Source organism: Pseudomonas sp. CC11G, from assembly GCF_056174845.1.
The window spans coordinates 943,596-966,736 of the sequence record NZ_JBWBZC010000001.1 but is presented as its reverse complement, the minus strand read 5'-3'; the positions used below and the strand labels follow the sequence as shown (position 1 = coordinate 966,736).

At 61.0% G+C, this 23,141-nt stretch carries 16 protein-coding genes, 1 tRNA gene and 6 pseudogenes; 8 read left to right on the top strand and 15 right to left on the bottom strand.

Going from position 1 to position 23,141, the window contains the following annotated elements; translation table 11 throughout:
• Positions 1-406 (bottom strand): serine O-acetyltransferase EpsC (epsC, locus tag AC0V2S_RS04535; protein WP_475508679.1); only part of this gene is annotated, 406 nt, incomplete at its 3' end.
• The gene (gene trmJ, locus AC0V2S_RS04530; RefSeq protein ID WP_475508678.1) at positions 399-1,178 is read right to left on the bottom strand and encodes a tRNA (cytosine(32)/uridine(32)-2'-O)-methyltransferase TrmJ; all 780 of its coding nucleotides are present in this window, start codon (positions 1,176-1,178) and stop codon (positions 399-401) included. The genes epsC and trmJ, both read right to left, overlap by 8 nt.
• Before the next feature lie 144 nt (positions 1,179-1,322).
• Between trmJ and suhB the strand changes: the two are divergent.
• Positions 1,323-2,133, top strand: a pseudogene (suhB, locus tag AC0V2S_RS04525) (type III secretion system regulator SuhB).
• A gap of 53 nt (positions 2,134-2,186) precedes the next feature.
• Here the strand turns inward: suhB and AC0V2S_RS04520 are convergent.
• From AC0V2S_RS04520 to queA, 6 genes and pseudogenes are all read right to left on the bottom strand, one after another.
• Positions 2,187-2,737, bottom strand: a pseudogene (locus AC0V2S_RS04520) (glycine zipper 2TM domain-containing protein).
• Between the two features lie 144 nt (positions 2,738-2,881).
• Positions 2,882-3,792 (bottom strand): annotated as a pseudogene (gene secF / locus AC0V2S_RS04515) (protein translocase subunit SecF).
• 9 nt (positions 3,793-3,801) lie between these two features.
• Positions 3,802-5,670: a protein translocase subunit SecD gene (gene secD, locus AC0V2S_RS04510; RefSeq protein WP_475508677.1), complete on the bottom strand. Its 1,869-nt coding sequence runs from the start codon at positions 5,668-5,670 to the stop codon at positions 3,802-3,804.
• A gap of 63 nt (positions 5,671-5,733) precedes the next feature.
• The gene (gene yajC, locus AC0V2S_RS04505) at positions 5,734-6,078 is read right to left on the bottom strand and encodes a preprotein translocase subunit YajC (RefSeq protein ID WP_108095981.1); all 345 of its coding nucleotides are present in this window, start codon (positions 6,076-6,078) and stop codon (positions 5,734-5,736) included.
• Between the two features lie 38 nt (positions 6,079-6,116).
• The gene (tgt, locus tag AC0V2S_RS04500) at positions 6,117-7,232 is read right to left on the bottom strand and encodes a tRNA guanosine(34) transglycosylase Tgt (protein ID WP_475508704.1); all 1,116 of its coding nucleotides are present in this window, start codon (positions 7,230-7,232) and stop codon (positions 6,117-6,119) included.
• Positions 7,233-7,246: 14 nt separating this feature from the next.
• Positions 7,247-8,295 (bottom strand): annotated as a pseudogene (gene queA / locus AC0V2S_RS04495) (tRNA preQ1(34) S-adenosylmethionine ribosyltransferase-isomerase QueA).
• A 109-nt stretch (positions 8,296-8,404) separates the two neighbouring features.
• On the opposite strand from queA, the gene AC0V2S_RS04490 reads away from it, so the two are divergent.
• Positions 8,405-8,489, top strand: a tRNA-Leu gene (locus AC0V2S_RS04490).
• A 147-nt stretch (positions 8,490-8,636) separates the two neighbouring features.
• On the opposite strand, the gene AC0V2S_RS04485 is transcribed toward AC0V2S_RS04490, so the two are convergent.
• The 5 genes from AC0V2S_RS04485 to AC0V2S_RS04465 are packed head-to-tail and all read right to left on the bottom strand — an operon-like array spanning position 8,637 to position 13,717.
• On the bottom strand, positions 8,637-10,070 hold the full coding sequence (locus tag AC0V2S_RS04485; protein WP_475508676.1) for an efflux transporter outer membrane subunit: 1,434 nt from the start codon (positions 10,068-10,070) through the stop codon (positions 8,637-8,639).
• Complete coding sequence (locus AC0V2S_RS04480) at positions 10,067-10,960, bottom strand: efflux RND transporter periplasmic adaptor subunit (protein WP_475508675.1); 894 nt, start codon at positions 10,958-10,960, stop codon at positions 10,067-10,069. Before AC0V2S_RS04480 ends, AC0V2S_RS04485 begins: the two co-directional genes overlap by 4 nt.
• Positions 10,957-11,166 (bottom strand): DUF1656 domain-containing protein, encoded by a 210-nt coding sequence (locus AC0V2S_RS04475; RefSeq protein WP_475508674.1) that lies wholly within the window; start codon positions 11,164-11,166, stop codon positions 10,957-10,959. Before AC0V2S_RS04475 ends, AC0V2S_RS04480 begins: the two co-directional genes overlap by 4 nt.
• Entirely contained in the window at positions 11,163-13,253 is a 2,091-nt protein-coding gene (locus AC0V2S_RS04470) for an FUSC family protein (protein ID WP_475508673.1), read from the bottom strand. Before AC0V2S_RS04470 ends, AC0V2S_RS04475 begins: the two co-directional genes overlap by 4 nt.
• Positions 13,250-13,717 (bottom strand): MarR family winged helix-turn-helix transcriptional regulator, encoded by a 468-nt coding sequence (locus AC0V2S_RS04465; RefSeq protein WP_475508672.1) that lies wholly within the window; start codon positions 13,715-13,717, stop codon positions 13,250-13,252. Before AC0V2S_RS04465 ends, AC0V2S_RS04470 begins: the two co-directional genes overlap by 4 nt.
• Positions 13,718-14,049: 332 nt before the next feature.
• Here AC0V2S_RS04465 and AC0V2S_RS04460 point away from each other — a divergent pair, with 332 nt between their 5' ends.
• Both AC0V2S_RS04460 and AC0V2S_RS04455 read left to right on the top strand, forming a co-directional pair.
• The gene (locus AC0V2S_RS04460; protein ID WP_475508671.1) at positions 14,050-14,262 is read left to right on the top strand and encodes a cold-shock protein; all 213 of its coding nucleotides are present in this window, start codon (positions 14,050-14,052) and stop codon (positions 14,260-14,262) included.
• A gap of 226 nt (positions 14,263-14,488) precedes the next feature.
• Positions 14,489-14,970: pseudogene (locus AC0V2S_RS04455) on the top strand (RDD family protein); the annotation flags it as partial.
• Positions 14,971-15,036: 66 nt separating this feature from the next.
• Here the strand turns inward: AC0V2S_RS04455 and lptG are convergent.
• A pseudogene (gene lptG / locus AC0V2S_RS04450) lies at positions 15,037-16,096 on the bottom strand (LPS export ABC transporter permease LptG).
• The gene (gene lptF, locus AC0V2S_RS04445) at positions 16,089-17,210 is read right to left on the bottom strand and encodes an LPS export ABC transporter permease LptF (protein WP_475508670.1); all 1,122 of its coding nucleotides are present in this window, start codon (positions 17,208-17,210) and stop codon (positions 16,089-16,091) included. The pseudogene lptG and the gene lptF overlap by 8 nt, the downstream one beginning before the upstream one ends.
• Before the next feature lie 279 nt (positions 17,211-17,489).
• Here lptF and AC0V2S_RS04440 point away from each other — a divergent pair, with 279 nt between their 5' ends.
• The 4 genes from AC0V2S_RS04440 to AC0V2S_RS04425 all read left to right on the top strand — a co-directional run bounded on the left by AC0V2S_RS04440 (position 17,490) and on the right by AC0V2S_RS04425 (position 23,082).
• The gene (locus tag AC0V2S_RS04440) at positions 17,490-18,980 is read left to right on the top strand and encodes a leucyl aminopeptidase (protein ID WP_475508669.1); all 1,491 of its coding nucleotides are present in this window, start codon (positions 17,490-17,492) and stop codon (positions 18,978-18,980) included.
• 113 nt (positions 18,981-19,093) lie between these two features.
• On the top strand, positions 19,094-19,513 hold the full coding sequence (locus tag AC0V2S_RS04435; RefSeq protein WP_475508668.1) for a DNA polymerase III subunit chi: 420 nt from the start codon (positions 19,094-19,096) through the stop codon (positions 19,511-19,513).
• A gap of 8 nt (positions 19,514-19,521) precedes the next feature.
• Positions 19,522-20,091 (top strand): DNA polymerase III subunit chi, encoded by a 570-nt coding sequence (locus tag AC0V2S_RS04430; RefSeq protein WP_475508667.1) that lies wholly within the window; start codon positions 19,522-19,524, stop codon positions 20,089-20,091.
• A 159-nt stretch (positions 20,092-20,250) separates the two neighbouring features.
• The gene (locus AC0V2S_RS04425) at positions 20,251-23,082 is read left to right on the top strand and encodes a valine--tRNA ligase (protein WP_475508666.1); all 2,832 of its coding nucleotides are present in this window, start codon (positions 20,251-20,253) and stop codon (positions 23,080-23,082) included.
• Positions 23,083-23,141: the final 59 nt, after the last annotated feature.

The following is a 23,141-nucleotide window of genomic DNA, read 5'->3' as shown; positions in this document are numbered from 1 at the left end:
TCGGACCGAGCACCTTGGCGCCCGCCCCTACCACCACACCGCTTTCCAGGGTTGGATGGCGCTTGCCTTTATTCCAGCTGGTGCCGCCGAGGGTCACACCCTGGTAAAGGGTGACGTCGTCGCCGATCTCGGCAGTCTCGCCGATGACGATGCCCATACCGTGGTCAATAAAGAAGCGTTTGCCGATCTTCGCGCCCGGGTGGATTTCGATACCGGTCAACCAGCGACCGAAGTTCGACACCATGCGCGCCAACCACTTCCAGCCCGCCAGCCACAACCAGCCCGACAAGCGATGCAGCCAGATGGCGTGCAAGCCTGGGTAGCACGTCAGAACTTCAAAAGCGTTACGCGCCGCCGGGTCACGATGGAATACGCTTTGAATGTCTTCTCTTACGCGCTCAAACATCTTCACTTCTCCGCTTATGAGGCTCTCCGCGAGCGGCTTTTTGAGTTTCGGTCAAAATGCCCCGCAGAATATTCATTTCCGACTGACTTACCGCGCTGCGGGCGAACAGCCGGCGTAGGCGCGACATCAAGTGCCGGGGGTTTTCCGGGTCCAGAAAACCGATTTGCACCAGGGTGCTTTCCAGGTGCCCGTAAAACAGTTCCAGCTCATCCATGGTCGACAGCTGCTCGCTGCGCGGCGACGCCACTTCAACTTTGTCCGCACGCTTGCTCTGCCCTTGGCTCGCCAGCCAACCCATGCGCACCTCATACGCCAGCACCTGCACGGCGGCCGCCAGATTGAGCGAGCTGAAGTCCGGATCGGACGGGATATGCACGTGGTAATGACAGCGCTGCAGCTCGTCGTTCGTCAGGCCGGCGTATTCACGACCGAACACCAACGCCACTTCGCCACCTTCGGCCGCGCGCTCCACGGCGTGCACACCGCACTCGCGCGGATCGAGCATTGGCCAGGGCATACGGCGATCGCGAGCGCTAGTACCGAGCACCAGCGTGCAGCCGACCAACGCATCTTCCAGCGTGGCAACTACCTGAGCGTTTTCGAGAATGCCATCGGCGCCGGAGGCGCGAGCGCTGGCTTCATGGCTGGGAAAGTCTTGCGGATCGACCAACACCAGGCGCGACAGGCCCATGTTTTTCATCGCCCGCGCGGCACCGCCGATATTGCCGGGATGACTGGTATTGACCAAAACCACGCGGATATTTTCCAGCAACGCGAGCGCTCACACAGACGATAAAGGGAGGCAAATCTTACAGAAGCACCCCGGCAAACACCATGCGCATGCCAGGTGGGCCTTCTTCATCTATGGTTTTCTGTTAGAATGCTCGGCTTTCTTTAACGACCTAGGTGACCCTCCATGCAGCCCATGCTGAATATCGCGCTGCGCGCCGCCCGCAGCGCCAGTGAATTGATCTTCCGCTCCATCGAGCGCCTGGACACCATCAAGGTCGACGAAAAGACGCTAAGGATTACGTATCCGAAGTCGATCGCGCCGCTGAAACCAGCATCATCACCGCGCTGCGCAAAGCCTACCCAACCCACGCCATCCTCGGCGAAGAAACCGGCCTACACCCAGGCAGCGGCGATGGCGAAGACTACCTGTGGATCATCGATCCACTGGACGGCACCACCAACTTCTGCGTGGCATCCCGCATTTTGCCGTGAGCATCGCCTGCAAATACCGCGGCCGCCTTGAGCACGCAGTGGTTCTCGACCCGGTTCGCCAGGAAGAATTCACCGCCAGCCGTGGCCGTGGCGCCCAGCTCAATGGCCGTCGTTGCGCGTAAGCGGTCGTACCAGCCTGGAAGGCGCCCTGCTCGGCACTGGCTTCCCGTTCCGGGACGACCAGATGGATGGCCTCGACAACTACCTGGCATGTTCCGCAGCCTGGTCGGCCAGACCGCCGGCATCCGCCGCGCCGGCGCTGCCAGCCTGGATTTGGCCTACGTGGCCGCTGGTCGTTTCGATGCATTCTGGGAAGCGGGCCTGTCGGAGTGGGACATGGCAGCAGGCGTATTGCTCATTCAAGAAGCCGGCGGCCTGGTCAGTGACTTCACTGGCGGCCACGAATTCTGGAAAAAGGCCACATTGTGGCGGGCAACACAAAGTGCTTCAAAGCCGTGCTGACCGCTATTCAGCCGCACCTGTCGGCCGCGCAGAAGCGCTAAGTCGTCAGGCAATAAAAAAGCGCGCCCGGGGGGGCGCTTTTTTTGTGGCCGGTTTATTGAGCCGGCTGGTTCTGACCGAGGATCAGCTGACCGGTTTTTTCATCAACCGGAATCTGGCTGCCCGGATCACGGTCCATCCGCACCTGACCCACCTTGTCTTTCAACTGGTACTTCACGTTGTAGCCGACCAGCTTGTCGCTGGTGTCGGTCACCGTGTTGCACTTGGTTTCGGTGGTGGTGTAGGTGTCATTCGCCTGCATGTTTTCCTGCACCTTGTTGCCGGCATAACCGCCGCCAGCAGCACCGGCCACGGTGGCGATTTTCTTGCCGTTACCGCCGCCGATCTGGTTGCCGAGCAGGCCGCCGGCCACTGCGCCCAGCACAGTACCTACGATCTGATGTTGGTCTTTAACCGGCTTTTGCCGAGTAACAGCTACATCTTTGCAAACCTGCCGGGGAGTCTTGATGGTTTCGTTAATCGGCTCTACCGCGAGTACTTGAGCGTACTCGGGCCACCGCCCACCAAGCTGTAAGTGGCGACAGCACCTCCGGCGGTAACACCTACCGCACCCAGCACTGCACCTACTAGCATCGACTTGTTCACTTGAAACCTCCTGGTTACACCGAAGCGCCGTAGCGCCTTTCTCCTAGCCTTGGAGTCCATTTCCTACAGGCAGTTCAAAAACAATCGCCCATAAAAAAACGCGGTGCGCAAAGCGCGACCGCGGTCACAGTGTAGCGACGGAGCTTAAGGGCGCTCGTCTACCGCTTCGGTGGTAGCAGGCGGGATCAGGTCTTCAACGCTCAGGTTGAGCCAGATCAGCACCACGTTGGCGATATAAATGGACGAGTAAGTACCCGCCAATACACCAACAAACAGAGTGATGGAGAACCCGTACAGGTTGTCGCCACCCCAGAACAGCAGCGCCGCAATCGCCAGCAACGTGGAGATGGATGTCGCCATGGTCCGCAGCAGGGTTTGGGTGTGGAGATATCGATGTTCTCGATCAGCGTGGCTTTGCGCAGCACGCGGAAGTTTTCCCGCACACGGTCAAATACCACGATGGTGTCGTTGAGCGAGTAACCGATGATCGCCAGTACCGCTGCCAGCACGGTCAGGTCGAAGGTGATCTGGAAGTAGGAGATCACGCCCATCGCCACGATCACGTCGTGGATCAGGGACGCGATGGCGCCCAGACCGAACTTCCACTGAAAGCGGAACGCCAGGTAAAGCATGATGCCGCCCAGGGCCAGCAACATGCCCAGGCCACCTTGGTCGCGCAGCTCTTCACCCACTTGCGGGCCGACGAACTCAACGCGTTTCACGGTAGCCGGATTATCGCCATCCACCGCGCGCAGCGCCTCAGATACGCGGTTACCCAGTTGCGGATCATCGCCTGGCATACGCACCAGCAGCTCGTTGGCCGCGCCAAAGCTCTGCACTACCGCTTCGGTGTAGCCCGCTTTCTGCAGCTCCTCACGCACCTGCAGCAGGTTTGCGTCGCGCTCGTAGGTCAGCTCGATCAGCGTACCGCCGGTGAAATCCAGACCGTAGTTGAGGCCTTTGTGGAACAGGCTGAACAGCGCGATGGCGGTGAGCAGCAAGGTGAAGCCGAACGCGACGTTGCGCACGGCCATAAACTTAATCGTACGTTTCATAGCGGCCCCTTAGATCCACAACTTCTTGAAGTCACGACCACCGAAAATCAGGTTAACCATGCCGCGGGTAACCATGATGGCGGTGAACATCGAAGTGACGATACCCAGCGACATGGTCACGGCGAAGCCCTTGATCGGCCCGGTGCCCATGGCGAACAGGATGCCGCCGACCAGCAAGGTAGTCAGGTTGGCGTCGAGAATCGCCGCATAAGCGCGGTCGAAACCTTCGTGAATAGCGCGCTGGATCGACATGCCGTTGGCAATCTCTTCACGTATCCGCGAGAAGATCAGCACGTTGGCGTCGACCGCCATACCCATGGTCAATACGATACCGGCGATACCCGGCAGGGTCAGGGTGGCACCCAGGAGCGACATCAATGCCAGCAGCATGACCATGTTGAAGGCGAGGGCCACGGTAGCCAGCAGGCCGAAGAAGCGGTAGATCGCCATGATGAACAGCGACACCAGCAGCATGCCCCACAGGGAAGCATCGATACCTTTGGTGATGTTGTCCGCACCCAGGCTCGGGCCGATGGTGCGCTCTTCAGCGAAGTACATCGGCGCCGCCAGGCCACCCGCACGCAGCAGCAGCGCCAGCTCGGACGACTCGCCTTTGCCTTCCAGGCCGGTGATGCGGAACTGGCTGCCCAGTGGCGACTGAATGGTCGCCAGGCTGATGATCTTCTTCTCTTCTTTGAAGGTCTGTACCGCTACGTCTTGCTCAACGCCTTTAACCATCTGCTTGGTGTAGACGGTGGTTGGCTTCTGCTCGATGAAGATCACCGCCATGCTGCGGCCAACGTTGCTGCGCGTGGCGCGGCTCATCAGCTCGCCGCCGTGACCATCCAGACGGATATTCACCTGCGGACGACCGTTTTCATCGAAGCTTGCCGAGGCGTCGGTTACCTGGTCACCGGTGATGATCAGGCCACGCTCCAACGGCACAGCCGGACGGCCCGGCTCGCGGAACTCAAACGATTCGGTGGTCGCCTTGGTGCCATCCGGGCCAGCGGCCAGGCGGAATTCCAGGTTGGCGGTCTTGCCGAGAATACGCTTGGCTTCGGCGGTGTCTTGCACGCCTGGCAGTTCGACCACGATGCGGTTGGCACCCTGACGTTGTACCAGCGGCTCAGCCACGCCCAGTTCGTTGACGCGGTTACGTACCGTGGTCAAGTTCTGCTTGATCGAGTATTCGCGAATTTCGGCCAGCTTGGCCGGGGTCAGCGACAAGCGCAGCACTTGCAGGCCGTTGCGCTCTACAGCGGTAACCTGGAAGTCGGTGAAGTCTTTGCGGATCAAGTCTTTGGCTTTGGTCAGTGACTCGTCGTCAGAAAAGCCCAGCTGAATGGCGCCTTCCTGCTCAGGCAGGCTGCGGTATTTCACACGCTCTTTGCGCAACAGGCTCTTCACGTCGCCTTCGTACACCTTGCGGCGCGCGTCCAGGGCTTTTTCCATGTCCACTTCGAGCAGGAAGTGCACACCACCGGACAAGTCCAGACCCAGCTTCATCGGGCTTGCACCCAGATTACGCAGCCAGGTTGGCGTGGTTTGCGCCAGGTTCAGCGCCACAACGTAGTCATCACCCATGGTTTTGCGGATGACGTCTTTAGCCGGCAGTTGCTGTTCTTTATTAACCAGACGGATCAGACCGCCTTTCCCCTGTGCAGCCAGAGTGGCTGCCTTCACCTTGATACCTGCGTCGGTCAGGGCCTTGCTCGCGCGATCCAGATCAGCCTGGCTGACCTGCAGTGCGGTGCTGGCACCACTGATCTGTACGGCCGGGTCATCCGGGTACAGGTTCGGCGCAGAATAAATGAAGCCGATCACCAGAACCGCGACGATCAGCAGGTATTTCCACAGAGGGTATTTGTTCAGCATGACGCCGCCCGCTTATGACGCGGGGCGCCTTTAGCGCCCCGTCGAGTAATAAATAGTGTGAAGTTAGATGGCTTTCAGGGTGCCCTTGGGCAGCGTGGCACCAATGGCGCCTTTCTGAATTTTCAGTTCAACGGTGTCGGACACTTCAATGACCACGAAATCATCGGTCACTTTGGTGATTTTGCCGGCGATGCCACCGGAGGTCACCACTTCGTCGCCCTTGGCCAGGTTGCTCAGCAGGTTCTTCTGCTCTTTCGCGCGCTTGGCCTGTGGACGCCAGATCATGAGGTAGAAAATAACCATAAAGCCGACCAGGAAAATGATCGACATGCTGTCGCCGCCCATAGGGCCGGCTGCAGCGGCTGGCGCTGCGCCGTCAGCGAGAGCGTCAGAAATGAAAAAGCCCATGTAAAACTCCTGTTAGAGATTCTTTATAAGGTGATCAGTCAGTCCAGCGGCGGTGTAGTGAGCCCGCGCCGGGCGTAGAAGGAATCGACGAAGGCGGCCAATGTACCCTGTTGAATAGCCTCGCGCAAACCAGCCATAAGGCGCTGGTAATGGCGCAAATTGTGGATGGTATTCAACATGCTACCGAGCATTTCGTCGCACTTGTCCAAGTGGTGCAGATAGGCCCTGGAGAAGTTCTGACAGGTGTAGCAATCGCAGGTCGGATCAAGCGTGCTGTTGTCTTGCTTGTGCGCCGAATTGCGAATCTTCAGAACCCCGGTATCGACGAACAGATGGCCGTTGCGCGCATTACGCGTCGGCATCACGCAGTCGAACATGTCCACACCACGGCGCACACCTTCAACCAGGTCTTCGGGCTTGCCAACACCCATCAGGTAACGCGGTTTGTCTGCCGGCATGCGCCCTGGCAGGTAGTCCAGTACGCGAATCATCTCTTCCTTGGGCTCGCCCACCGACAAGCCGCCAATGGCCAGGCCATCGAAGCCGATCTCGGTCAGGCCGTCCAGCGAGCGCATGCGCAGGTCTTCATGCATGCCGCCCTGGACGATGCCGAACAGCGCGGCAGTGTTGTCGCCATGGGCGATTTTCGAGCGCTTGGCCCAGCGCAGCGACAACTCCATGGAGGTGCGCGCCACATCAAGGTCGGCCGGGTACGGGGTGCACTCGTCGAAAATCATCACGATGTCCGAGCCCAGATCGCGCTGCACTTGCATCGACTCTTCCGGGCCCATGAACACTTTGCTGCCGTTGACCGGCGAAGCGAAGGTCACGCCCTCCTCCTTGATCTTGCGCATGGCGCCCAGGCTGAACACCTGAAAACCACCGGAGTCGGTGAGGATCGGGCCTTTCCACTGCATGAAATCGTGCAGGTCGCCGTGCTGCTTGATCACTTCCATGCCTGGGCGCAGCCACAGGTGGAACGTGTTGCCGAGGATCATCTGCGCGCCAATGGCTTCGATGTCGCGCGGCAGCATGCCCTTCACGGTGCCATAGGTGCCCACCGGCATGAAGGCCGGGGTTTCGACCACGCCACGGGGGAATGTCAGGCGGCCGCGACGGGCCTTTCCGTCGGTGGCCAGCAGTTCGAAGGTCATGCGGCAGGTGCGGCTCATGCTTGCTCCTCGGGTCCGCGCGCGGCGGGATTGCGGGTAATGAACATCGCATCACCGTAACTGAAAAACCGGTAGCCCTCGGCAATCGCCGTGGCGTAGGCCGCCATGGTTTGCGGGTAACCGGCAAAGGCTGAAACCAACATCAGCAATGTCGATTCGGGCAGATGGAAATTGGTGACCAGAGCGTCGACAACATGAAACGGCCGGCCCGGGTAGATAAAGATATCGGTGTCGCCGCTAAAGGGTTTCAGCTCGCCGTCGCGCGCCGCGCTTTCCAGCGAACGCACGCTGGTGGTGCCCACGGCAATCACCCGGCCGCCACGCGCGCGGCACGCGGCCACGGCATCACCACGTCTTGCGTCACTTCCAACCACTCATTGTGCATATGGTGGTCTTCGATCTTTTCCACCCGCACCGGCTGGAACGTACCGGCGCCCACGTGCAGGGTGACGAACGCGGTTTCCACGCCCATGGCGCGAATGGCAGCCAGCAGCGGCTGATCAAAATGCAGCCCCGCAGTTGGCGCTGCCACCGCACCGGCACGCTCGGCGTACACGGTCTGATAGCGCTCGCGGTCGGCGCTGTCGTCGGGGCGGTCTATATAAGGAGGCAACGGCATATGGCCGACGCGCTCGAGCAGCGGCAATACGTCTTCGTCGAAACCCAACTCGAACAGCGCATCGTGGCGCGCCAGCATCGTGGCTTCGCCGCCGCCGTCGATCAAAATGGTCGAGCCCGGCTTGGGCGACTTGCTCGAGCGCACATGGGCGAGCACGCGACGGTTATCCAGCACGCGCTCCACCAGCACTTCCAACTTGCCGCCGGAAGCCTTCTGGCCGAACAGGCGCGCGGGAATTACGCGGGTGTTGTTGAACACCATCAAGTCGCCGGGGCGCAGGTAGTCCAGAAGGTCAGAGAACTGGCGATGGGCCAGGGCACCGGTTGGGCCGTCGAGGCTGAGCAGGCGGCTGCCCTGGCGCTGCGCCAAGGGATGGCGCGCGATCAGGGAGTCCGGCAGCTCGAAATTGAAATCGGCAACACGCATGATGGGAGGTCATTTTTCAGGGGCGCGAAGTTTAACGGAAATACGCAAAATTGACCACGCGACCCCGTTGACCACTCGCGAAGGTCTCCCTATACTGCGCGCCCTATGTGCCCTGGTGGCGGAATTGGTAGACGCGGCGGATTCAAAATCCGTTTTCGCAAGGAGTGGGAGTTCGAGTCTCCCCCGGGGCACCACACATACGAAGAAAGGCCCTATTTATAGGGTCTTTTTTTATGCCTGCGATTCTTTAAAACGAGCCGCAGAAAAAGCTTCGCGAGCAAGCTCGCTCCTACGAGACCGTGACATCCGTAGGAGCGAGCTTGCTCGCGAAGCTTTGGATCTTAGGGCTTGGTTTCCTGCCAACCCCCACCCAACGCCAGGAACAGATTGATCTGCTGCATCGCCACCTGCGTATTTGCCGCTGCCAGCTGCGCACGCATATCGGTGTAGGTTTTGGTCGCCTGCAAATCCGCCAGGAACGAAGCACGCCCGGCCTGGAAGAACTGATGCGTCTGGTTGGCCGCCTGCTGCGCCGAATGCTCGGCGTCGGCCAGCGCGTCGCGGCGATTCAGCAAGGCGCTGTATTGCACCAGCCCGGTCTGGGTTTCCCGCACCGCGTTCAGCACCACGCCATCGAAATGCGCCAGCGCCGCCTGGGTTCCCGCCTCGGCTTCACGAATCCGCGCACGGGCGCCGTTGGTGGGAATGGTCCAGCTGATTAGTGGACCAAAGCCCCAGCGGTTGGTCGCCGGCTCGCCGAGGTGATCGAGAATCCCCACCGTACCAACCGTCGCACCGATGCTGATATTCGGGTACAGCTGCCCGGTCGCCACGCCAATTTTTGCGGTAGCCGCCGCCAGCGTGCGTTCAGCCTGACGGATATCCGGCCGACGTTTCAGCAGTTCGGCACCATCCCCCACTGGCAACAGCTGCGCGATATGCGGCAGCTCGGCGCAGTCACTGACACCGGCCGGCAATTGATTCACCGGCTTGGCCAGCAGCATCGACAAAGTGAAAAGACCCGACTGCTGCGCCGCGTCGTACCGCGGCATTTCGGCGCGCAGGGATTTGAATTGGGTTTGTGTGCGCGTGACCTGGGTTTCATCGCCGCGCCCGGCATCGCGCAGGCGCTGCACCAGGGTCACGCCCTCTTCCTGCAGGTCCAGCGATTGCTGGGCGATCTTGCGTTCTTCGTTGGCCGCGCACACTTGCGTATAGGCACGCACAACCTCGGCGACCAGCGTAATGCGTGCGGTATCCGCCGCCGCTTGCGCCGCATCGGCATTGGCCTGCGCCGACTCGAGGCCGCGCTGCAACGTGCCCCATAAATCGAACTGGTACGAGGTGTTGATCGAGCCGCTGCCGATGTTGGCCACCGGCACCTTTTCGGTCAGCAAAAAGGCTTCGCCGGACTCCTGCAAGCGCTCGGCGCCAAACTTGGCGCTGCCGCTAAAACCGCCCTCGGCCTGCGCTTCTTCCACCTGCGTGCGGGCGCGAGCCAGGTTGGCGGCGGCTACGCGCAAGTCGGTGTTGGAGGCCATGGCCTGCCGCACCAGTTGGTCGAGCCGCGGGTCTTGATAAAGCTTCCACCAATCGGCTGGCACCGGCGCCGACACCACGTCGCTGTTGCCGGTCGCCAGCTGCCCCTGCAAATCAGCGCGCTGCACGGCGGCGTCTTTGGGCACCTGATAATCCGGGCCCACGGCCTGGCACGCCGACAACACCAAACCGAAACCGGCGGCGGTCAATAAACCGCGAGCTGCCTGGCGGTTCATTGCGCGTTCTCCGCCTTCTTGTCGCCGTCTTCGATGATCGACACCGTGGCCGTGCGCCCGGCAATCATGCGGAAGTCGGCCGGCACGTCATCAAAGGCGATACGCACGGGAATCCGCTGCGCCAACTGAACCCAGCTGAAGGCCGGGTTCACGGTGGGCAGCATATTGCTGCCGCTGGTGCGGTCGCGGTCTTCCACGGCGGCGACGATGCTCTGCACATGGCCGCGCAGGCGGGTGTTATCGCCCAGCACACGGATATCCACGGCCTGGCCGATGTGAATGTGCTGCAGTTTGGTCTCTTCGAAATAACCGTCGATATGGAACGACTCGCCATCGACCACCGACAACACCGGCCGCCCGGCCGTAACGAATTCGTGGGCACGCGGGGCGCGGTCGTTGAGGTAGCCGTCTACCGGGCTGCGAATCACCGAGCGGTCGAGATTGAGCTTGGCGGCATCCACTGCCACCTGCGCGGCGGCGACTGCCGACTGCGCACGGCTTTCCCGCGACTGGCTTTCTTCAAGCTGCTCGCGCGCCACCAGATTGCCCAGGCCACGGTTACGTTTGGCTTCACGCTGCGCCTGGGCCAACGCTTCTTTCTGCTCGGCGGCCGTAGCTTCGGCCTGGCGCAGCGCCAGGGTGAAACGGTCCTGATCGATGGTGAAAAGCACATCGCCGCGTTTCACCGGCTGGTTGTCACGCACTTCGACCTTTTCGATCAGCCCGGACACATCCGGGGCGATCTGGATGATATCGGCGCGGATATGCCCGTCGCGGGTCCACGGCGCAAACATGTAGTACATCACCATGCGCCACACCACGACGGTAGCCAGGGTCACCATCAACAACGTCAGGACCACGCGGCCCAGGGTCAACATAGGTTTTTTCATAGCATCAGGCTTCGGCAAATAGCATCCACCGCACCGAGCAGTACGGCGTAGAGACCAACGTTAAACAGGGCCCGGTGCCAGACCAGGCGATAGAAATGCACGCGGTTCAACACCCCGTGCACCAACAGGTACAGCACATAGGTGAAGGCCATCATCACCAGCAGCGTGGGCAGAAACACCCCGCTGACATCCAGATCACCGATCACAGGGACGCTCCATCGATGCCGTAAGGGAGTTGTTCGTGCGCCTCGCCAGGTTCGACCAGCACTTCCACGCCCGGCAACAACGCCAGACGCAGACCACTCAGCGCCAGCAGGCTTTGCACCCGCGCTTCTTCAGCGTCGGCGCAGGCAGAAAAATTGATCGCGCGGCGGGCGCGGTCCATGGTCATCAGCAAGCCCTTGGGCGCCGGCAAGCGCTCGCCGGCTTTAAGGCAGGCGCGAAAGTAATCACCCACCTCGGCGACCACTTGTTGCAACTGGGTTTGCGCACTGTTTGGCAAACGCGGCAGATAGGCCAACACGTCGAGCAAGCACAGCGCCACACGCAAATCGCGCAGCGCGCCGCCGGTGTCCTGGCCGGTCTGGGTCAGACGCGGTAGGTGCTGCATCAGTCGGTCGAGCATGCGCACGCCCATGCGCCGATGTTCAGCCAGCGTGGCCGGCTCGGTCAGCGCCACGATGTCGCGCCAGCTGAAACGAGTCATGCGCTTGGCCGCCACTTCCACACCGAACGGGCGCATCACCAGGGTCCAGACAAAGGCAAACAACAAGCCCACCGGCCCAGCCAGGTTGCTGTTGATAAAGGTCATAAAGTTCGCGTCGTAGGTGCCCTGGATGCTGATAAAGGACGACGTGTTTACCAACGTCAGCAACATGCCAAGGTAGAAACGCGGCTGCACGGTGAGCGTACCGACGCAGATAAAGGGCACGGCGAACGCCAGCACCAGCATCGGGAAGTCGTGCAGGTTGGGCAGGATCAGAAAGAGGTACAGGCTGGCAAACAGCGCCGACATCGCGGTCCAGAAAAAGAAGCGGTAGATCTGCGGCGCCGGATCGTCCATGGCAGCGAAGAAGCTGCAGGCCACGGCGGCAAGAATCACCGCGCTGCCGCCGTCGGTCCAGCCCAGGCCAATCCACAACAGCGAGGCGACGATGATCGCGCTGATGGTGGAAAACACCGAGTAGAGCATCAGCCCACGGTCGAAAAACGGCGTGAGGCGGCCCAGGCGCCAGTGGCGGTATACGGCGCGCCATGGCGATTGGTCGTCGAGCAAAATCGCGTGCTGCAGGCTGCGGCAGTCTTGCCACAAATCAACCCACTCGCCGAGACGATACAGGGCGTTGGAAAGCAGCAATTGGCGGCGTTCGTCGAGGGCTTCGGCGGTGGGTTGCAGCGCGTCGAGCTGGTCGCGCAGGGCCTGCCAGCGCTCGGGCGCAGCGTCGGCGGCGGTGCTCAGCAGCCACTGTTGAGCCTGGTCCAGCAGGGGCGACAGCAGCGCCACTAGATCAGGCGAGCGGCGTTCGATGGCGATCAGGGCATCGTCGAGGCCGTCGATCACCGGCAGCAGATGGATCATCCGCCCGCGCAGTTCCTTGGTGTTGCGCATCGTCTGCGGCCGAGCGCCCTCGTGGGGCAATTGGCCGATCATCAATTCCAGGGTGTTGAAGCTGGCAACCATCGCCGCGCGCAGGCTGCCGACTTCGGCGGGCGCCGCACCACGGCTTAAAAAATGCTGGCTGTAGCGCGTGGCATCGGCAAACCAGGCGCCTGCGGCATCCATTAATACCGGCGCCAATCGGCGTGGCCAGAACACGGCGCCGACCACCGCCGCGCAAACGATGCCGAGGAAAATCTCCTGGGTCCGCGACGAGGCGATATCGAAAACGGCATTGGGGTTATCCACAACCGGCAAGGCAATCAGCGGCAAGGTGTAGCCCGAGAGCATCAGCGCATAGCTATTGGCCGTGCGCAGGTTCAGCGAGAGAAACAGCAAGGTGCCGGTCCACAGCGCCACGACGATCGCCAGCAACAACGGCGTTTGCACAAACAGCGGCACAAACAGCACCGCCGCCGCCGCGCCGACAAAGGTGCCGACCGCGCGGTACAGCGCCTTGGAACTGGTGGGGCCGACAAAAGGGCTGGAGACGATATAAACCGTCGCCATTGCCCAATAGGGACGGGGCATCTGCATGATCATGGCGATATACAGCGCCAGCATTGAGGCGCCGAAGGTGCGTACGCCGTAAAACCAGTCGCGGGCCGGCGGCATACCGGCGAAGAATCCGTTCATGTCGGTTCTCCGCTGCCGGGTTCGAAACTGCTGTGCCGCCCCGCTTCCTCGAATGCACGCACCACACGCAAGGCGGCTTCGAGGTCGGCAGTTGGAATGTCGCGCAGTACTTCGCGGCGCAGGCGCACCAGTTCGTTTTCGATGGACTCGGCCAGCTCGCGGCCACGTGGCGTCAGGCTCAGAGCTTTGGCGCGGCGGTCGTCGGGGTCTTCGCTGCGGCAGACAAACCCGGCGCGGCACAGCTGATCAAGCAAGCGCACCAGCGACGGACTCTCCAACCCGGCGGCCTGCGCCACCGCCACCTGCCGCACACCATCACCCAGGCGCACGATCATCAGCAACGGCACCGCGCAGGCTTCCGTCACGCCATAGTTGGCCAGTGTGGCCTGGCAAATGCGCCGCCAATGGCGGGACGCCGTCACCATGCCGCTGCTGATATTGAGCTGGAGTGCTTCGAGGGTCATTGAGGGGGACGCGAGAATTTAATTAGTTAGCAAGCTAATTGTATTCTCGGAAATTTCCGCTCGTCAATTACCACATGGAGGCTTTACAGGTTTATTTCAGACACAAACCACCGCTATTCCGGATGGTTTTAGCGCTATACCAAAAAGCCCTGGAGGCGCCGGAATCAGGCGCTATACGGGCTATTTCAGGGGGTTGTTTTTCACAAGGAAGTTATCTATCTTTTCGCCCACTGTGTTGCCGGGATCGCGAGTGAATCGCGACCCATATTCCGACAACCAGTCCAGTCCTCGTCCCGAGGCTGTCATTAACTAAAGCTCCAAGGAAATAAGATATGTCGAATCGTCAGAACGGTACCGTCAAGTGGTTTAACGACGAAAAAGGGTTTGGTTTTATCACTCCAGAAAGCGGTCCGGATCTGTTCGTACACTTCCGTTCTATCGAAAGCGACGGCTTCAAGAGCCTGAAAGAAGGCCAGAAAGTCAGCTTCGTTTCCGTACAAGGGCAGAAAGGCCTGCAAGCCGACCAGGTCCAAGTGGTTAGCTAACCGATCGGCTGCGCGTCGGCGTAGCTGCGTTAAAAACGGTTTTGAATGCTCATTGGCTTGAGCCAACTGCGCTTCAAAAACCGTTTTTGCTCGGCCTGACAGGATTGCTCCGCTCTAGCTCGCTCGATCTCGACCGAGTTATCACCCCTCTCAAACCCCCAGTTTTTCCAATCCTCTCCTTTTGCAGTAAAGTGCCTCGCGCTTTTTCACCCACCGCGAGCTCCGCATGTCCAAACGTCTGCTTCAGCCTCAGGGCGACTTTCCCGCTGCCGGCCTGCCCCGCCGCTTTGCCGCGATGTTCTATGACTTTCTGTTGTGCGTGGCCATCGCGATCGTCACGGGCCTGTTGTATCAACAGGTGGTGCTGCGCCTGATCTTCGGCAGCGAACGGCTGCTGAGTTGGCCAACAACAAGGCCCTGGATGTTGATCCGGTGCTCTCCACCTTGGTGCTGTTTACCATTTTCGCGTTCTTCGCCAAGTTCTGGACCCACTCCGGCCAAACCCTCGGCATGCAGGTCTGGGGCGTGCGCGTACAAAATGCCGACGGCAGCGCCATCAGCCTGTGGCAGGCGCTGCTGCGGTTTATGGTGTCGATTGCCTCGTGGCTGTGCGTGGGCCTGGGTTTTTTCTGGATGCTCTGGGACAAACAGAAGCGCAATTGGCAGGACATCTATTCCGATAGCCGCCTGGTGCATATCCGAAGAAGAAGCCCAACCCGTAATTCGCAGACAATAAAAAGCCCGCCGAAGCGGGGCTTTTTTATGGGCGGTGGGTTACCCCGCGCGCCTAAGCATCCAGAACCCGGCCACGGCACAAATCAAGCTCGGGATCAGCACCGCCAGCAACGGCGGGAAACCGAACACCAGGCTCGATGGCCCGAGCAGGTCTTGCGCGATACGGAACACAAAGCCCACCAGCACACCGGTGAACACGCGCTGGCCGAGGGTGACCGAACGCAGCGGGCCGAAGATAAACGAGATGGCCATCAGCACCAGCGCGGCAGTTACCAGCGGTTGCAGCACTTCGTCCAGAACGCCAGCCAGTACTTGCCGTTGGCCAGGCCTTGATCGGCAAGGTAGTGGATGTAACGCCACAGCCCGGTCACCGACAACGCTTCCGGCTCCAGCACCACGGTGCCGAGCAGTTGCGGGGTCAGCTGCACGTCCCAGCGCTCGCTTGGGGTTTGGACCACTTCAGTGCTGCGCTCATGGAAACAACGTGGTGGCCACTTCTTCGAGCTGCCAGTGGTCTTTCTTATACAAGGCTTTCTTGGCAAAACTGGAGGACTGCAGGTGCGTTCGTCATCGAATTTGTAGCGCGTCACGCCATACAGCACGCCATTGGGTTGCACGGCGTTGATGTGCACAATTCATCGCCCTGACGGTGCCACAGGCCGCGCTTGGAGCTCTGCGCTTCACCGCCGCCCTGGGCCAGCGAGCGACTGGCCTGGCCGATGTTCTCGCTCCACGGTGCCAGGTATTCGCCAATCAGAATGCCGGCCAGCATCAGCACCAGCATCGGCTTCATTACTGCCCACACGATGCGGCCAACCGAAACCCCGGCAGCACGCATGATGGTCAGTTCGCTGCTGCTGGCCAGGCTACCCAGGCCGATCAGGCAACCGATCAACGCCGCCATCGGCAGCATTTCGTACACCCGCCGCGGCGTGGTGAGGAACACGTACCAGGCCGCGTCATCCAGGCCATAGCTGCCCTGCACATCGCCCAGCTCATCGATAAAGGCAAACAGCAGCGCCAGGCCGACAATAATGCCCAGCACCGACAGAATGGCGAAGAACACACTGGTGCCGATGTAACGATCTAACTTAACCATGCGCCAACTCCCGCGCCATGCGGCGACCCGCCAACTTCAAGCGCAACGGCTCCCAGAACTGCAGCGTCAGACCAATCAGCAAAAACAGCCCGTGCACCCACCACAAGCCGATGCTCATGGGGATCTTGCCCTTGTCCAACGCACCGCGAGCGGCGATCAGCAACGACAGATAAGCCATATAAAGAAGAATCGCCGGCAACAGCTTGAGGAAGCGGCCCTGGCGTGGATTCACCCGCGACAGCGGCACGGCCAGCAAGGTGACGACAAACACCAACAACGGAATCGACAGGCGCCATTGCAACTCGGCCTGCTTGCGCGGCTCGTCGCTGCCGATCAGCTCGCGGGTGGTCAGTGCTTCACGCTCGCTGATATCGCCACTGACTTCCGGCTTCACCAACAGCACGCCGTACGTGTCGTACTTGATGGAGCGGTAATCGGCGGCACCGGGGTTGCCGTCGTAGCGGTAGCCGTTTTCCAGAATCAGGTAGCGGCTGCCGTCGGGCTGGATTTCCTGGCGACCTTTGTCGGCCACCAGCACGGTAATGCCGCGCTCTTTCGCGCCGTCGTTGGACAGGCGTTTTTCCGAGATAAAGATGCCGCCCAACTGGCTGCGGTCATCCGACATTTCCTGGGTGTAGGTCACCCGCGTGCCGCTGCGCATGGCCTGGAAGCGGCCCGGCACCAGGGTGTCGAACTCGGTCAGGGCATCTTGCTCATTGAGAATTTTCGCCACCTGCGCCACGCCTTGCGGCGCCAGGCCCAGGCTCAGCCAGGCCACCAGCACGGCCACCAGGGTGGCCGGCGCCAGGGTGTAAGCCAGCAAGCGCTGTTGGCTCATGCCGGTGGCGGCCAGCACGGTCATTTCGCTGTCCAGGTACAGACGCCCGTAGGCCAGCAGAATGCCGAGGAACAAGCCCAGCGGCAGAATCAGCTCGAGAAAGCCCGGCATCCGAAAGCCCATGATCAGAAACAGCACACTCGGGTCGAGTGCGCCAGAAGCTGCCTGGGCCAGGTACTTGATAAAACGACCACTCATAATGATCACCAGCAGCACGGCACTCACCGCACTCAGGGTCAACATCACTTCGCGGGACAGATAACGGAAGACAATCAAACCAGACACTCCAGGGTTGTCAGGCTCAGGCGGCTAAGCTCAAACTAGCCGACCTGTTGCCAGCCCAGTAAAGGCTAGCGACCGAAAATTTGCAGGTGTGGATACGAAACCAATGCGGCTCACGCCTGCCGAACAACGACAAGGACGCGGAGTTTACTAGAGCCTGCTGCGCAGTCCGAGCCCGTTTTTCAAAGGCCCATTCTTGTCGCGCGGTTTTCACACCGATTGAGCGCGGCATTATCCTGTAATACCTACCGGTTGTCTTGGGGACTCCTCGCCATGGAATTTGTTGTTAAGAACGCACGTCCAGACGCACTGAAAACCGCCACCCTGGTAGTCGCCGTCGGCGAAGGCCGCAGCCTTGGCGCCGCCGCGCAGATTCTCGACGTCGCCAGCAATGGCGCCATCAGCAGCGTACTCAAACGCGGCGATCTGGCTGGCAAAGTCGGCCAAACCCTGCTGCTGCAAAGCCTGCCCAACCTCAAAGCCGAACGCGTGCTGCTGGTGGGTACCGGCAAAGAGACCGAACTCTCTGACCGCCAACTGCGCAAATTGATCACCGCCGTCCAAGGTGTTTTGAAAGGTTTGGGCGGCAAAGACGCCGTGCTGGCCCTGGACGACCTACAGGTCAAAGGCCGCGACGCCTACAGCAAAACCCGTCTACTGGTGGAAACCCTGGCCGACAACCAATACAGCTTCGAGCAGTTCAAGAGCCAGAAAACCCCGGCCCGCGCCCTCAGCAAAATCACCCTGCTGACCGAAAAAACCAGCCTCGCCGACGTGGAACGCGCCAGCCAGCAAGCGCAAGCCATTGCCGCCGGCATGGCCTTCACCCGCGACCTGGGCAACCTGCCGCCGAATATCTGCCACCCAACCTACCTGGGCGAACAGGCCAAGGCGCTGGGCAAGGCGTACAAATCGTTGAAAGTCGAAGTACTCGACGAGAAGAAACTCAAAGAGCTGGGCATGGGGTCGTTCCTCGCCGTGGCCCAGGGCAGCGTGCAACCGCCGCGCCTGATCGTGTTGCAATACAACGGCGGCAAGAAAGGCGACCAGCCATTCGCCCTGGTGGGTAAAGGCATCACCTTCGACACCGGCGGCATCAGCATCAAGCCAGCGGCCGGCATGGACGAAATGAAGTACGACATGGGTGGCGCCGCCAGCGTGTTCGGTACCTTCAAAGCCGTGCTGGAAATGCAGCTGCCGATCAACCTGGTAGGCGTGATGGCCTGTGCCGAGAACATGCCCAGCGGCAGCGCCACGCGTCCGGGCGATATCGTCACCACCATGAGCGGGCAGACCGTGGAAATCCTCAACACCGACGCTGAAGGCCGTCTGGTGCTGTGCGACGCGCTGACCTACACCGAACGTTTCAAGCCGCAGGCCGTAATCGATATCGCCACCCTCACCGGTGCCTGCATCGTCGCCTTGGGCAGCCACACCTCGGGCCTGCTGGGTAACAACGACGAGCTGCTGCAACAACTGCTCAGCGCCGGCCAGTCCGCCGACGACCGCGCCTGGCAGCTGCCGTTGTTCGATGAATACCAGGAACAGCTCGACAGCCCGTTCGCCGATATCGCCAACATTGGCGGGCCGAAGGCCGGCACCATTACCGCTGCCTGCTTCCTGTCGCGATTTGCGAAGAAGTTCAGCTGGGCGCACCTGGATATCGCCGGTACGGCGTGGATCAGCGGCGGCAAGGACAAAGGCGCCACTGGTCGCCCGGTGCCGTTGCTGACCCAATACCTGCTGGACCGCGCTAAGGTTTAATACCTGCGTCGCTCCTGTAGGAGCGGCTTCAGCCGCGATGCTTTTGATCAAGAGCATCGAGGCTGAAGCCGCTCCTACGGGGATATGTTTTTCACGACCACAACGAAATCACCATGCCCCGCATCGAATTCTACGTCCTCTCCTCCACCGCCCCCGCCGACCGCCTGCGCGCGGCCTGCCAATTGGCGATGAAGGCCTGGCGCCACGGCATGCCGGTTTTTATGCGTGCCAGCGATGACGCGCAATGCTTGGAAGTGGACGAACTTTTGTGGCGTTTCAAGGCCGAAACCTTCATACCCCACAGCCTGCACCGCGACGCGCCTGACGCGCCGGTGGTGATCGGCCTGGACGACGAACCTGCCGCCAGCCAGGGCCTGCTCATCAATCTCAACAGCAGCCTGTCGCCCCACGTGCAGCGTTTCAGCCGGGTGATCGAGATCGTCAACCAGGAACCCGAACAACTGGCGAGCTCGCGGGAAAACTTTCGCACCTATCGCCAGCAGGGTTTCGACCCCAAGCGCGTTGAACTGTAGCCAGAGCCATGGACACTCCAAAACCTCCGCAAAAGCCCAATCACTTGCTCGACGACCTGGAGTCGATCCGCGAGTTTCTGAGCAATAACGAATCGGCCGGCGCCGAGAATCCCGATCAGTATCTCGATCTGCCGCTGCTTACCGACTCGGTGGAATTAGGCCAGATTCCGCTGTTGTCGGAGATCGTCACCCCCGCGACGCCGCCGATCCAGGCGCGCCCGAGTATCCCGGCCGCCCCGGCCCATACCCCGCCGCCAGCCGTGCCGCGCCCGGATCCCTCGCCCGCCGCCGTCGCTCCGCCGGGGCATGCGCCCACGGCTGGCACCGCGTCGGCCGCCATCCCGCAGCCTGCTGCCGCTAAACCACAGCCGCCACACGGGCTCGCGCAAACCGTGCAACGCAGCGTGGAAAGCAGCAACACCACCAGCGACCTGCTGCGCCTGGACGGCGAACTGCGTGCCGCGGCGCAGTTGATTCTGCAAGACGTGATCGACGACTTTGTGCCGCAGATAGAAGCCGAGCTTAAACGTCGGCTGGAAGCGCGCCTGACCCGGTTATTGCCACAGCGTAAAAGCTGAGCCAAAACCCCGTCGTCCCAGCGCAGGCTGGGACGACGGTGGTGAATCTAGTAACTCCGCCAGTACCATCCCCGCGTATCACGCGCATTACCCGCCTGCGATCAACCCCGTTATACTTGCCGGCTTTCCGATTAGCTGCCGAACAGGGTCCCGATCCGCATGGACAAGACGTACCAGCCCCACGCCATTGAAACCTCCTGGTACGAAACCTGGGAGTCGAAGAACTATTTCGCCCCGCAAGGTAGCGGCGACTCCTACACCATCATGATCCCGCCGCCGAACGTCACCGGCAGCCTGCATATGGGTCACGGCTTCAACAACGCGATCATGGACGCCCTGATCCGCTTTCGCCGCATGCAGGGTCGCAACACCCTCTGGCAGCCAGGTACCGATCACGCCGGCATCGCCACGCAAATGCTGGTTGAGCGTCAGATCGGCGCCCAAGGCCTTAGCCGTCACGACCTGGGTCGCGAGAAATTCCTGGAAAAAGTCTGGGAATGGAAAGACCAGTCCGGCGGCAACATCAGCCGGCAGATCCGCCGCCTCGGTTCCTCCGTAGATTGGAGCCGCGAAAAATTCACCATGGACCCCGACCTGTCCGAAGCCGTACAGGAAGCGTTCGTGCGCCTGCATGAAGACGGCCTGATCTACCGCGGCAAGCGCTTGGTCAACTGGGACACCAAACTGCACACCGCGATTTCCGACCTCGAAGTGGAAAACCACGACGAGAAAGGCTTCCTGTGGAACCTGCGTTACCCGCTGGCCGACGGCGCCAAAACCGCCGATGGCCTGGACTACCTGATCGTTGCTACCACCCGCCCGGAAACCCTGCTCGGCGACAGCGCCGTGGCCGTGCACCCGAGCGATGAGCGCTACCAGGCGCTGATCGGCAAGTTCGTGAAACTGCCGCTGGTGGGCCGTCTGATTCCGATCGTGGCCGACGAATACTGCGACCCCGAGTTCGGCACCGGCTGCGTGAAAATCACCCCCGCGCACGACTTCAACGACTATGAAGTGGGCAAGCGCCACAACCTGCCGCTGATCAACGTACTGGACAAGAACGCCGCCATTCTCGGCCGCGCGCAAGTGTTCAACATCGACGGCAGCGTCAACGACACCTTTGAAGCCAGCCTGCCGCAGCAATACGCCGGCATGGACCGTTTCGTCGCTCGTAAGCAGATGGTTGCCGACCTCGAGGCCCAGGGCCTGCTGGAAAAAATCGACGACCACGCCCTGAAAGTGCCAAAGGGCGACCGCTCCGGCACCGTCATCGAGCCATGGCTCACGGACCAGTGGTACGTCTCCACCAAACCGCTGGCCGAAAAAGCCATCGCGGTCGTGGAAAGCGGCGAAATCCAGTTCGTGCCCAAGCAGTACGAAAACATGTACTTCAGCTGGATGCGCGACATTCAGGACTGGTGCATTAGCCGTCAGCTCTGGTGGGGCCACCGCATTCCGGCCTGGTACGACGAGGCCGGCAAGGTTTACGTAGGCCGTGACGAAGCAGAGGTGCGCGCCAAGCACAACCTCGGCGATATCGCCCTGCGCCAGGACGACGACGTACTCGATACCTGGTTCAGCTCGGGCCTGTGGACGTTCTCCACCCTCGGCTGGCCGAACCAGACCGAAGCGCTGAAAACCTTCCACCCTACCGACGTGCTGGTGACCGGTTTCGACATCATTTTCTTCTGGGTTGCCCGGATGATCATGCTGTCCACCCACCTAACCGGGCAGATTCCGTTCAAGACCGTGTACGTACACGGCCTGGTGCGCGATGGCCAGGGCCAGAAAATGTCCAAGTCCAAGGGCAACGTGCTGGACCCGCTGGACATCGTCGACGGCATCGATCTGGAAACGCTGCTGGAAAAACGCACCAGCGGCCTGATGCAGCCGAAGATGGCGGAAAAGATCGCCAAGCAAACCAAGGCCGAATTCCCCGAAGGTATCGCCAGCTACGGCACCGACGCCCTGCGCTTTACCTTTTGCTCGCTGGCCTCTACCGGCCGCGATATCAAGTTCGATATGGGCCGCGTTGAGGGCTACCGCAACTTCTGCAACAAGCTGTGGAACGCCGCCAACTTCGTGATCGAGAACACCGACGGCCAGGACACCGGCGTCAACGGTGAAGAAGTCGAGCTGTCGTCGGTCGACCGCTGGATCATCTCGCAGCTGCAACGCACCGAAGCCGAAGTCACCCGTCAACTGGACAACTTCCGCTTCGACCTGGCCGCGCAAAGCCTCTACGAATTCGTCTGGGACGAGTACTGCGCCTGGTACCTGGAGCTGGTCAAGCCGGTGCTGTGGGACGAGAACGCACCGATCGAGCGCCAGCGCGGCACCCGTCGCACCCTGGTGCGTGTGCTGGAAGTCATCCTGCGTCTGGCACATCCGTTCATGCCGTTTATCACCGAAGAAATCTGGCAGCGCATCAAAAACGCCGCTGGCGTTAGCGGTGAAACCATCATGTTGCAAGCCTGGCCAGTGGCCAACGAAGCACGCATCGATGCCGCGGCCGTTGGCGATATCGAATGGGTGAAAGCGTTGATGCTCGGTCTGCGCCAGATCCGTGGCGAGATGAATATCTCCATGGCCAAGCGCATCGACGTGTTCCTGCAAAACGCCAGTGCCGAAGACCAGCGTCGTCTTACCGACAACGCGCCGCTGCTGAACAAGTTGGCCAAGCTGGATAACGTCACCGTGCTGGCGGCCGGCGCCGAAGCGCCGATGTCGGCCACCGCGCTGGTGGGCGAGATGCAGGTGCTGGTGCCGATGGCCGGTCTGATCGACAAGGACGCCGAACTGGCGCGCCTGGACAAGGAGATTCAACGCCTGACCCAGGAAGTGGGCCGTGTGGGCGGCAAACTCGGCAATGCCGCGTTCGTCGACAAGGCACCCGCCGACGTCATCGCCAAAGAGCGCGCCAAACTGGCCGAAGCCGAACAGGCGGTGGCCCAGTTCACCGAACAGCGCGCCCGCATCGCCAGCCTGTAAACCCGGCTGCAACGACGCACACCCACGGCCCTGTTAATCAGGGCCGTTTGCTATCCACG